At 69.7% G+C, this 11511-nt stretch carries 11 protein-coding genes and 1 tRNA gene; all 12 read left to right on the plus strand.

Going from position 1 to position 11511, the window contains the following annotated elements; translation table 11 throughout:
• Positions 1 to 70: 70 nt before the first annotated feature.
• The 12 genes from nadD (at position 71) to ABGA98_RS09155 (ending at position 11501) form a co-directional block, all read left to right on the plus strand.
• Positions 71 to 688 carry a nicotinate-nucleotide adenylyltransferase gene (gene nadD, locus ABGA98_RS09100; protein ID WP_347617748.1) on the plus strand — a complete coding sequence of 206 codons (618 nt, stop codon included), beginning with the start codon at positions 71 to 73 and terminating at the stop codon, positions 686 to 688.
• Between the two features lie 90 nt (positions 689 to 778).
• Positions 779 to 1174, plus strand: a complete 396-nt coding sequence (gene rsfS / locus ABGA98_RS09105) for a ribosome silencing factor (protein WP_132516528.1) — start codon at positions 779 to 781, stop codon at positions 1172 to 1174.
• The gene (locus ABGA98_RS09110) at positions 1171 to 1800 is read left to right on the plus strand and encodes a histidine phosphatase family protein (RefSeq protein ID WP_347617749.1); all 630 of its coding nucleotides are present in this window, start codon (positions 1171 to 1173) and stop codon (positions 1798 to 1800) included. The genes rsfS and ABGA98_RS09110 overlap by 4 nt, the downstream gene beginning before the upstream one ends.
• Positions 1801 to 1930: 130 nt before the next feature.
• Positions 1931 to 2003: transfer RNA gene (locus tag ABGA98_RS09115), tRNA-Ala, on the plus strand.
• A gap of 655 nt (positions 2004 to 2658) precedes the next feature.
• Positions 2659 to 3981, plus strand: a complete 1323-nt coding sequence (locus tag ABGA98_RS09120) for a hypothetical protein (protein WP_347617750.1) — start codon at positions 2659 to 2661, stop codon at positions 3979 to 3981.
• Between the two features lie 458 nt (positions 3982 to 4439).
• Complete coding sequence (locus ABGA98_RS09125; protein WP_347617751.1) at positions 4440 to 5375, plus strand: GNAT family N-acetyltransferase; 936 nt, start codon at positions 4440 to 4442, stop codon at positions 5373 to 5375.
• The gene (locus ABGA98_RS09130) at positions 5372 to 6082 is read left to right on the plus strand and encodes a PIG-L family deacetylase (protein WP_347617752.1); all 711 of its coding nucleotides are present in this window, start codon (positions 5372 to 5374) and stop codon (positions 6080 to 6082) included. The genes ABGA98_RS09125 and ABGA98_RS09130 overlap by 4 nt, the downstream gene beginning before the upstream one ends.
• 11 nt (positions 6083 to 6093) lie before the next feature.
• Positions 6094 to 7704 carry an ABC transporter substrate-binding protein gene (locus tag ABGA98_RS09135; RefSeq protein ID WP_347617753.1) on the plus strand — a complete coding sequence of 537 codons (1611 nt, stop codon included), beginning with the start codon at positions 6094 to 6096 and terminating at the stop codon, positions 7702 to 7704.
• Positions 7701 to 8681, plus strand: coding sequence for an ABC transporter permease (locus tag ABGA98_RS09140; RefSeq protein WP_132341496.1), 981 nt, complete (start codon positions 7701 to 7703; stop codon positions 8679 to 8681). The genes ABGA98_RS09135 and ABGA98_RS09140 overlap by 4 nt, the downstream gene beginning before the upstream one ends.
• Complete coding sequence (locus ABGA98_RS09145) at positions 8678 to 9511, plus strand: ABC transporter permease (RefSeq protein WP_132606084.1); 834 nt, start codon at positions 8678 to 8680, stop codon at positions 9509 to 9511. The genes ABGA98_RS09140 and ABGA98_RS09145 overlap by 4 nt, the downstream gene beginning before the upstream one ends.
• Positions 9508 to 10509, plus strand: a complete 1002-nt coding sequence (locus ABGA98_RS09150; RefSeq protein ID WP_347617754.1) for an ABC transporter ATP-binding protein — start codon at positions 9508 to 9510, stop codon at positions 10507 to 10509. Before ABGA98_RS09145 ends, ABGA98_RS09150 begins: the two co-directional genes overlap by 4 nt.
• Positions 10506 to 11501 (plus strand): ABC transporter ATP-binding protein, encoded by a 996-nt coding sequence (locus ABGA98_RS09155; RefSeq protein WP_347617755.1) that lies wholly within the window; start codon positions 10506 to 10508, stop codon positions 11499 to 11501. Before ABGA98_RS09150 ends, ABGA98_RS09155 begins: the two co-directional genes overlap by 4 nt.
• The last annotated feature ends 10 nt before the right edge of the window (positions 11502 to 11511 follow it).

An 11511-nucleotide genomic window follows, 5' to 3' on the forward strand; every position in this document is an offset into this window, starting at 1 on the left:
AGTGATGCGCGGACATCACTCAGGGGGGTGCCATCATGTTGTCGTAGGACGTCCGCGTAAGGTCCGTTTCATGATGAACGCGCCTGGTGTCCAGGGGAAGCGGCGAGTGGGTGTGATGGGTGGGACGTTCGATCCCATCCATCATGGGCACCTTGTCGCGGCCAGCGAAGCGGCCCACCATTTCCATCTCGACGAGGTCGTCTTCGTACCGACCGGACGGCCGTACCAGAAGTCCGAGCGTGAGGTCTCGGCGGCGGAGGACCGCTATCTGATGACGGTCATCGCGACGGCGTCGAACCCCCGCTTCTCCGTGAGCAGGGTGGACGTGGATCGCCCTGGCCCTACCTTTACTATCGACACATTGCGTGATGTATCGGAAGTTTATGGTCCGCAGACCGAGCTTTTCTTCATCACCGGCGCCGACGCCCTCGGCGCCATCCTCGGCTGGCAGGACGCCGGCGAGTTGTTCGAGCTGGCCCACTTCGTCGGTTGCACGCGCCCCGGCCACACGCTGCACGACCCCGGCCTGCCCGATGGCAAGGTGACGCTGCTGGAGATCCCCGCGCTGGCCATCTCGTCGTCGGAGTGCCGGCAGCGCGTCGCCAAGGGCGAACCGATCTGGTATCTGGTGCCTGACGGGATCGTGCAGTACATCAACAAGCGCGGGCTCTATCACGCCACCGGCTGAAGGTCGTCACGCTGTGGGTGAGGGGTTTCGGCCCGGAAGGGTACGCTCAACATAAGGCATGCTGCCGACACAGGAGGACAGACCCGCATCGTGACCGCATCTGACAGATCCGTCCAGCTCGTGCGCATCGCCGCGGAGGCCGCGGCCGACAAGCTGGCCGATGACATCCTCGCATACGACGTGAGCGAACAGCTCGTCATCACCGACGCCTTCCTGCTCTGCTCCGCCACCAACGACCGTCAGGTACGCGCCATCGTCGACGAGATCGAAGAGCGGCTGCGCACCGAGGCCGACGTCAAGCCCGTGCGCCGAGAGGGCGAGCGCGAGGGCCGCTGGGTGCTGCTCGACTACATCGACATCGTCGTGCACGTCCAGCACGAGGAAGACCGCACGTTCTACGCGCTCGAGCGCCTCTGGAAGGACTGCCCGGCCATCGCGCTGCCGGAGAGCGTCATGCAGGCCAATCTGCAGCGGGCCCGCAGTTGAGTAAAAGGATCGTGTGTCTGCGTCACGGGCAGACGTTGTGGAACGTTGAGCGGCGCTTCCAGGGCCACTCCGACATCCCTCTCGACGAGACCGGCATGGCGCAGGCGGCCAGGGCCGCGTCGCTGCTGGCATCGCTGCGTCCGACCCTGATCGTCTCCTCCGACCTCCAGCGGGCCAACGACACCGCGCTGGCGCTCGGGCGGGTCATCGGGCTCGACGTGGCGGTCGACAAGGACTTCCGCGAGCGCGGCGGTGGTCAATGGGAAGGGCTGACGCGCGAGGAGATCGCCGCACGCTGGCCCGACGAATACGCGGCCTGGGAGGCGCCGGACGGAGAACCCGTCGGTGACGTGGCCGCCCGGGTGGCGGCCGCCATGCGCAAGTGGGCCGGCCGCCTCGACGACGACGGGCTGCTCGTCGTGGCCTCGCACGGGGCCGCGCTGCGGCTCGGGATCTGCGAGCTGCTCGGGCTGCCGGAGGAGCTGTGGCCGGCGCTCGGCGGGCTGGGCAACTGCTCCTGGTCCGTGCTGCAGGAAGGGCGCAAGGGATGGCGGCTGCTCGAGCACAACGCCGGCACCCTGCCGGAGCCCGTCAACAGTGACGACCGGCCGGACGCCGAGGTCTGAGGTCCGGCAGGCACGTACGGCTCGGGGGCCGTACGGCCTTCCTCCGGTGTGCGGGCGCGATTAGGAGAATCAGCGCGGATGGCTATAAGCTCTCCGAGCGCCGCAACGGGTGGGCTCGGAGCGGTGATCAGGGGCTATGGCGCAGTTGGTAGCGCGCCTCCATGGCATGGAGGAGGTCTGGGGTTCGAATCCCCATAGCTCCACCCACGATTCGCACGACGGCGGTGTCCTTCAGGGGCGCCGCCGTTCGTCGTCTGTGCAGGCGGCTCGCCGATCGGGCAACCGGGGCCGGCTCCCAGGACCGCCGTCCGGCGGCTCGCCGCCGAGGCGGTGCTCCCGGTTCGACCGAACCGTGATCGGTTGTCGGGTGTTCGCCTGACACTCCCGCGTGCGGGCCGTCCGTAGGCTCGGAGCGGCCACGGTTCAAGCGCGGGGGCGTACGCATGCCTGGCCGCCCGAAGGACGGCAGGGCCCTCGCTTGGACGCGGCTTTCTCGGCCGTCGTGGCCACCCAGTCGAAGTTCTGCCGGTCTGTTATGAAGGGTCGCTGATGTCCACCCCATTCCCGCCGTCCCCGGGGCGCGGCCCCGCCAGGCCGCCGCAGGGGCCCGGCGGACAGGGGATGCCGGGGCAGGCGGGCGGTTTCCCGTCGATGGGTCCCGGAGGGCCGGGCCGGGGCGGTCCCGGAGGGCCGTGGCCAGGTGGTCCAGATGGGCGTGGACCGGGTCAGGGCGGTCCCGGAGGGCCGTGGCCGGGCGGTCCTGGAGGGCCCGGGGGGTGGCCGGGCGGTCCAGGAGGGCGGCGGCGGCTGCCGCGGCGTGGCGGTGGGGGGAAGGGGGCGCTGATCGCCATCGTCGCGGTGCTCGCCGTCGTCCTGATCGGCGGGGCGGCCGGAGGGTGGCTGCTCCTCCAGCAGTTCGGCGACGGACCAGGACCGCCCCCCGAACTCACCGGCAAGCGGCCCCGACTGGTGCGGACGCCCTCGGCGACCCCGGCCGCCGAGGTGGTGAAACTACGGCCGATCACCGGGTCCCAGCTCTGCGACGCCATCCCGGACGCCCTCCGCAAGAGCCTGGTCACCGACGGCAAGTACGGCGGAAGGGACGCGTCCACAGGGGCCGCCACAGAAAGCGACAAGCGGGCGAACTGCGGATGGAGCAATAACAAGATGGACGTCGGCGACGGCGTCATCGGCCATCGCAGCCTGAGCATCTCCGTCCGGGCCAGGAGCACCGAGAGCCGGAACGCGCTCGAGTACGCCAAGGACCAGTTCGAGCAGGACAGGAAGGCGCACGAGCGGCGGGTCAACGTCCGGGACGGCAAGCGGGTCGACGGGAGGACCTCGGGCTCGGCGTTCGGCGAGACCCTCAAGCTCACGTACGGCGACGCGTCGTACAGCCAGAGCTCGATCGGGCACAGCGGCCTGTCGGCCGAGGTGTACGTCCGGCAGGGGCCATGGCTGATCAAGGTCAAGTACGGCGGCAGCAACCGGACCGGCCGGAAATACCCCTTGGGCGACGAGGTGCGCGCCGCGGCCGGCAAGGTCGCCGAGCGCGTCACCGCGGAGATGGCCAAGGACGCCTCCAAGGTCAAGATCGGCGGGCCCTGCGGAATCCTCAGCGTCGCGGACGTGCAGTCGGCGTTCTTCCCCGCCGTCACCGGGCCGTCCGTGGGCGACAACGACGGGCGCATCAAGCAGACCACCTGCACCTGGGCCATCTCGGAGGCGGTGAAGCACGAGCCGGGCCAGGAGTACACCGCCAGGGGCGGAAGCTTGCGCATCCACGTCGTCGACTGGGGGAACGACGGCAGCAGCGGGTCGGACTTCCAGTTCGATCGTGATGCCAGGAAGTACGACCGTTACCGCGCCAAGGGCGGCATCGGCAACAGCGTGAGCCACACCACGTACGAGCCCAGGGAGGAGCTCTCAGGGCTCGGGGAGAAGGCGTTCGCCGTGGTGTCCTCCACCACCACGCCTGGAGAGCCGGACGAGGAACCCCGGCGGGAGTTGCTCATCAAGGTCCTGTCCGGCGAGCGCACGGTCGAGTTCACCTTCAGGGGCACGACGGCCGGCGGCGGCATCGTCGAGGCCGACGACTACCAGGCGCCGGTCTTCGAGTCCGGCGCCGCCAAGTCGGCCGTGACCCGGCTGGCCAAGACGTTCCTCGCGGGTCTGGAATAGCGGCTGCGCGGAGGGATCGCGCGTCCGCGCGGGGCTGGTCGCGCGGTTTCGAGCCCGCCGGGCGGACAGGGGGTTGCCCGTCCGGCGGAGGAGCGTGCTGGAGGGGTACCGGCCCCTCCAGCACGCACTCCTTACAGCGCGCCTGGCGCACCGTGCGGCCGTTCCGGTCGTACCGAAGTATCGAAGGCCGACGCGAGCGCGAGGCATCCGTCGGGCCCGCGCAGGGCCGGGTGAGCGCAGCCGGCGCAGGGGTGCGGGGCGGGTTTCCAGGGCGGGACAGGCGGAGCGGACGCAGCCTGGACAAGCGGGGTGGACGCGCAACTATCCATAGATACCGCACGCGAAACTAATTTTCCACTTTTACTGCGAGATGGAAAATTTCTTCCTACATCGCTTGACCTGGGCGGTTAACACTGGGAAAGCTGTGGCGGGACAGCAGCAGTGTGAAAGGACCCCCCATGGTGACTGTCCGCGCGTTCGCGCCCGGCGACGAACGCCTCCTGGTGGACGCCTGGAACAAGAGCATGCCAGGAGACCCCACCACCTCCGGATGGTTGCGTGACTGCGTGCTGCTCGACCCGAACTTCGATCCCGAGGGCCTGCGGGTGGCCGTGGTGGACGGGCGGGTGGCGGGCTGTGCGTACGCCGTCCGCAGGCTCACGCCCCTGGCCCCTGGCACCGATCTGGAACCGGAGACCGGCTGGATCCCGTTCTTCTTCGTCACGCCGGAGCATCGCGGCGCCGGGCTGGGGCGGCGGCTGGTGGGGGAGGCGCTGGCGTTCCTGGAGGGCGTCGGCCGGACGAGGGTGGATTTTTCGTCCTATACGCCGAACTACGTGCTGCCGGGCGCCGACCCGGAGCTCTACCCCGCCGGCTTCCGGCTGCTGGAGTCGCTGGGCTTCCGTACGTTGTACTCGCCGGTCGCGATGGACCGCACGCTCGTCGGCTACGTGACGCCGCAGGACGTGCACGAGCTGCGCGCCAGGCGCGAGAGCGAGGGGTACGTCTTCCGCAGCCCTGCCGTGGGGGAGCTGCCGGAGCTGATCCGGTTCGCGGCCGACGCCTTCAACCCCGACTGGGGTGAGGCGATCCGCCACCACCGCGACCCCGAACGCATCGTCATCGCGAAAAAAGACGACATCGTGGGCTTCGCCCTCTACGCGGCCTACCGCGGCATCCCCGAGCGGTTCGGCCCCTTCGGCGTCGACCCTGGGCAGCGCGGCACCGGCCTCGGCAAGATCCTGCTCCATCTCACCATGACGATGATGCGGGCCGAAGGGCTCCACTCGTCGTGGTTCCTGTGGACCGGCGAGACCAGCCCCGCCGGCCACCTCTACACCAAGGCCGGTTACGAGATCACCAGGCGGTTCCATGTGATGAGGCGAGAAGCATGACGCACGTTCTGGCCATCGGCGCCCACGCGGGCGACCTCGACCTGACCGCGGGCGCCGTGCTCGCCCAGCACGTCCTGCGCGGCGACCGCGCGACGCTGCTGCACCTGACGCTCGGCGAGCGCGGCCATCCGCGCATGTCCGTGGCCGACTACGCCAAGCAGAAGCGCGAGGAGGCCGAGACGTTCGCCGAGCGGATCGGCGCCGGCGTGCGCTTCCTCGACTACGAGGACGGCCTGCTGCCCGAGGACGACGAGGTCAAGATGCGCGTCGGCGACCAGATCAGGGAGTTGCGGCCGGACGTCATCCTGACCCATTGGAGCGCGTCCATCCACAAGGATCACGCTCGCACCCACCGCATCGTCGAGGACGCCCGCTTCTACGGCGGGCTGAAGACCCTCGAACGCGAGCAGCCCGCCTACTGGGCGAGCGAGCTCTACTACGCCGACAACTGGGAGGACGCCGAGGGTTACGCCCCCGACGTGTTCGTCGAGCTGAGCGAGGAGGCGTACGAGATCTGGTCGCAGGCCATCACCGGCTACGCCTACGCCAGGGGCGAGACCTACGGCTTCCCCTACGTCGACTACTACCGCGCGCTGACCGTCGTGCGCGGTGCACCAGCCGGATTCGGCCGCGCGCAGGCGTTCGCCGCCCCGAAGGGCTCGCGCGTCCTCCGGACGAAGTATTTCGGAAAGGCAGCCCCCCAATGATCAGGCCCCCCGTGAAACGTCTGCTGGCGGTCCTCGCCGCCCTCGCCCTCGCCGGCTGTTCCGGCGGCGGAGGCTCCGGCGGGAGCGGCGAAGCTGAGAACGCCCCGCCGCTGGTCATCCATGCCGTGGACGCGGGCACGTTCCAGGAGGACTTCAACCCGTACCACCTCGAAGGCGTGAACTTCGGGACGAGCGGGATGATCCACGAGACCCTCATGTACTTCAACAAGCTCAAGCCCGGCGAGATCACGCCGTGGCTGGCGCTGAAGCACGAATGGTCTGACAAGGGCAAGTCGGTCACGTTCACCCTCCGCCAGGGTGTGAAGTGGTCCGACGGGAAGCCGTTCACCGCCGACGACGTCGCCTTCACGTTCCAGATGCTCAAGGACAACCCCGAGCTCAACAGGAACGCGCTGGAGATCACCGGCGCCGAGGCGCTGGCGCCGGACAAGGTGCGGATCGACTTCGAGAACACGTCGTACGCCAAGCTGTTCAACATCGCCGGCAACTCGCCGATCGTGCCCAAGCACCTGTGGGAGAAGCAGAAGGACCCGGTCACCTTCACCAACCCGAAGCCGGTCGGCACCGGCCCCTACACGCTGTCGAAGTTCTCGGCCCAGCTCTACGAGATGGTCAAGAACCCGTCCTACTGGCAGCCGGGCAAGCCCGAGGTGCCGGTGCTGCGCTTCCCCGCGTACACCGCCAACGCCGTCCAGACGGCGCTCCAGCAGGGCGAGGTCGACTGGGCGGGCGCGTTCGTGCCGGACATCCAGAAGATCTACGTGCAGGGCAAGCCGGAGCAGAACAAGTTCTTCTTCCCGCCCGAGGGCGTGGTGACGCTGCTGCCCAACCTGACCCACCCGATCCTGTCCAAGCCGGAGGTGCGCCAGGCCATCAGCCTCGCCATCGACCGCGACAAGATCGTCCGGGTGGCCGAGCGCGGCTACACCAAGGTCGCGCATCCGACCGGCGTGCCGATGCCGGGCGGGGAGGCGTACGTGCCGCCCGAGTACAAGGACGCCGCGTTCAAGGTCGACCTGGCCAAGGCCAAGGAACTGCTGAAGGGCGTCGACCCGGCCAAGCTGAAGTTCACGCTGCTGGTGCCCTCGCCGTTCACCGACTGGGTCAACGCCGCCCAGCTCATCCGGGAGGACCTCGCCAAGATCGGCATCACCGTCGACACCAGGGGCGTGGCGTTCCAGGACTGGGTGTCCAAGGTCGGCAAGGGCAACTACGAGCTGTCGATCAGGGCCACCGCGTCCGGGCCGACCCCCTACTACCAGATGCGCTCGATGCTCTTCGGCGGCCTGGCCGAGCCCGTCGGCGAGTCCGCGACCGGCAACTACCAGCGCTGGAAGGACGCCGAGACCGACCGGCTGATCGAGGAGTACGCCGCCACCGAGGACAAGGCCGAGCAGCAGAAGGCCACGCAGGGACTCGGCAAGATCATGGTGGAGAAGCTGCCCACCCTGCCGCTGTTCTACAGCCCGTCCTGGGCGCAGTACCGCACCAACAAGTACGTCGGCTGGCCGTCCGAGCAGGACCCGTACGCGATGCCGTCGCCCTACACCTCGCCCGACGCCGCCGTGGTGCTGCTGCATCTGAAGCCGGCCGCCAAGTGAGGTTCCTGGCTCGGCGGCTCGGCTTCTACCTCCTGACGGCCTGGGCCGCCATCACGCTCAACTTCCTGATCCCCCGGCTCATGCCGGGGGATCCGGTGGAACTGCTGGTGGCCAGGATGAAGGGCAACGTCGAACCGGAGGCCATCGACGCGATGCGGCGCGCGTTCGGCATCAGCGACGCGAGCCTCTGGCAGCAGTACCTCGACTACCTGGGCAACCTCGCACGCGGCGAGCTGGGCCGCTCGATCACCTTCTTCCCCACCGAGGTGTCCACGGTCATCGCCGACAGCCTGCCGTGGACGGTCGGGCTCGTCGGCGTGGCCACCCTGATCAGCTACCTCATCGGGACCTCGCTGGGCGTGCTCATGGCGTGGAGGCGCGGCACCTGGCTCGACGGGGTGTTGCCCGCGGCCACGTTCATGCACGCGGTGCCGTACTTCTGGGTGGCGCTGGCGCTCGTGTTCGTCTTCGGCGTGACCCTGCAGTGGTTCCCCGTGTCGAGGGCGTACGGGCTGGACGTGATGCCCGGCATGACCGGCGAGTTCGCGGCGAGCGTGCTCTACCACGCGGCGCTGCCCGCCGTCACGATCGTGATCGCGTCGATGGCCGACCGCATCCTCGGCATGCGCAACGTCATGGTGACGACGCTGGGCGAGGACTACGTGGTCATGGCCGAGGCGAAGGGGCTGACCTCGCGGCGGGTCATGTGGGCGTACGCGGCCCGCAACGCGATCCTGCCCAACATCACCAGCTTCGCCCTCTCGCTCGGGTTCGTGGTGGGCGGCTCGGTGCTGACGGAGATCGTCTTCTCGTACCCGGGGATCGGGTCGATGCTCCTCAAGGGCGTGGAGAACGAGGACTTCCCGCTCATGCAGGGCATCTTCCTCGTCATCTCCCTGGCCGTGCTCGTCGCCAACTTCCTGGCCGACCTGGCGTACGTCGTGCTCGACCCGCGAACCAGGCAGGAGTCCGAATGAAGATCAAGATCGGCTTCGGCATCCTCGTCTTCTTCGCGCTGATGGCCCTGGTCGGCCCGCTGCTCATCGGCGCAGACCCCGCCGCCACCAGCGAGGACGGGCTGCAGGGCCCGTCGGCCGAGCACTGGCTCGGCACCACGCAGACCGGCCAGGACATCCTCACCCAGATCGTGTACGGGGCCCGCATCTCGATGGGCGTCGGCGTCTTGTCGGCCGTCATCGCCAACCTGCTCGCGATCCTGGTCGGCCTCGTCGGCGGCTATTTCGGCGGCGCGGTGGACGAGGTCCTGTCCGTGCTCACCAACATCTTCCTGGTGCTGCCCGCCCTCCCGCTGATCATCGTGCTGGCCGGCTACCTGCCGCAGCGCGGCGTCGGTTCCGTGGCAGTGGTGATCGCGGTCACCGGCTGGGCGTGGGGCGCCCGCGTGTTGCGCGCCCAGACCCTCTCGGTACGGCGGCGCGACTTCGTCCAGGCCGCCAGGGCCAGCGGCGAGGGGCCGCTGCGGATCATCTTCTTCGAGATCATGCCCGTGCTGCTGCCCGTCATCGCCACCAGCTTCCTGGCCACCGTGGTCGCCGCGATCCTGGCCGAGGCCGGGCTGTCGTTCCTGGGCCTGGCCGACCTGTCCACGGTCAGCTGGGGCAGCATGCTCTACTTCGCCCAGAACGGCCAGGCGCTGCTCATCGGGGCATGGTGGTGGTTCATCCCGCCGGGGTTGTGCATCGCGCTCATCGGCACGGGCCTCGCGCTGGTGAACTTCGGCATCGACGAGATCGCCAACCCCCGCCTGCGCACGGTCAAGGTCAAGGTCCGGAAGGCCCGCACATGAACGTCCTGGAGATCCGCGACCTCGGCGTCGACTACCTGTCGCAGACCGGCGCCGTGCACGCCGTCGCCGACGTCTCGCTCGACCTGCGGCGGGGCGAGATCCTCGGCCTCGCGGGGGAGAGCGGCAGCGGCAAGTCCACGCTGGCCAACGCCGTCGCCCGGCTGCTGCGCCCGCCCGCCGCGATCACCTCCGGCTCGGTGGTCTACCACCGCCAGGACGGCACCGCCGTCGACGTGCTCGCCCTCAAGCGGGACGAGTTGCGCGCCTTCCGGTGGAAGGAGCTGGCCGTCGTCTTCCAGAGCGCCATGAACTCGCTCAACCCGGTCAGCACCGTCGGCGCCCAGATCGACGACGTCCTGCGCATCCACGCCCCCAAGATGCCCCGCAAGGACCGGGCGGAGCGGGCCGTCGAGCTGCTGCAGCGCGTCGGCATCAGCGCCGACCGGCGGCGGTCGTACCCGCACGAGCTGTCGGGCGGCATGCGGCAGCGCGCCGCCATCGCGATCGCGCTCGCCCTCAACCCCGAGGTCATCATCATGGACGAGCCGACGACGGCGCTCGACGTGGTGGTGCAGCGCGACATCCTCCACGAGATCAGGGCGCTCAGGGAGGAGTACGGCTTCGCGGTCGTGTTCATCACGCACGACCTGTCGCTGCTCATGGAGATCTCCGACAGGATCGCCATCATGTACGCGGGCCGCGTCGTCGAGACCGGCACCGCCGCGGCGCTGCACAGGGCGCCGCGGCACCCGTACACGCTGGGCCTGCTCCGCTCGTTCCCCCGCCTGCACGGGCCCCGCGAGGAGCTGCTCGGCATCCCCGGCACCCCACCCGACCTGCGTTCGCTGCCGCCCGGCTGCGCCTTCCACCCGCGCTGCGGGAGGGCCATGGAGGAGTGCTCCACGCGGCTGCCCCTGCTGACCGGTGGTGCGGGCGGGGCGGACGGCGAGGTGGCGTGTCTGCTGAACGGCGGCAGCGGTGTGGAGGAAGCATCATGATCGTTCTTGAGGGTCGTAACCTCACCAAGCACTTCACCTCGGCCCGCGGGCCGAGGGGACGGCTCGGGAGGCGGCCGCCCGTGCGGGCCGTGGAGGACGTGTCGATCGCCCTGCGCGCCGGCTCCGTGTCGGCGCTCGTGGGGGAGAGCGGCTGCGGCAAGAGCACGGTGGCCCGGCTGCTCGCGCAGGTCTATCCGGCCACGTCGGGCGAGCTGCTGCTGCGCGGCGAGCCGGTGCGCGCGCATCGCGGGGCGGCGTTCCGCGACTACCGGCGCCAGGTGCAGCTCATCTTCCAGGACCCGTTCTCCTCGCTGAACCCCTTCCACCGGGTGCGCTACCACCTGGCCAGGCCGCTGCGCATCCACGGCCACGCCCGCTCGGACGAGCAGGAGCGCACGATGGTCGCCGAACTGCTCGAACGCGTCAGCCTCACGCCGGTGGAGCAGTTCATGGACAAGCTGCCCCACGAGCTGTCCGGCGGGCAGCGGCAGCGGGTGGCGATCGCGCGGGCGCTGGCCGTCCAGCCCGTCGCGCTGATCGCCGACGAGCCCGTGTCGATGCTGGACGTGTCGATCAGGCTCGGCGTGCTGCGGCTGCTGGAGGAGCTGGCCAAGGAGAGCGGGCTGGCGCTGCTGTACATCACGCACGACATCGCCAGCGCACGCTACTTCGCCGAGGACATCACGGTGATGTACGCGGGCCGGCTCATCGAGAGCGGGCCCAGCGAGGCGGTCACCCAGTCGCCCCGGCACCCGTACACGCGGCTGCTGCTGGAGTCGGCGCCTGACCCCGACCGGGTGACCCCGCCCGACGCGACCCGGCACGGCGAGCCGCCCAGCCTCATCGCCCCGCCTGGCGGGTGCCGTTTCCATCCGCGCTGCCCGGTGGCGCTGCCGGTGTGCTCGAGCGAGGCGCCGGGACGTACGGAACTGGGGGAGGGCCGCTGGACGCACTGCTGGCAGGCGGAGACGCCGGACCCCGTGGCGCGGTGACGTCTCGGGT

This window comes from Nonomuraea sp. B1E8 (genome assembly GCF_039871515.1).
In the GTDB taxonomy this organism is placed as follows: Bacteria; Actinomycetota; Actinomycetes; order Streptosporangiales; family Streptosporangiaceae; genus Nonomuraea.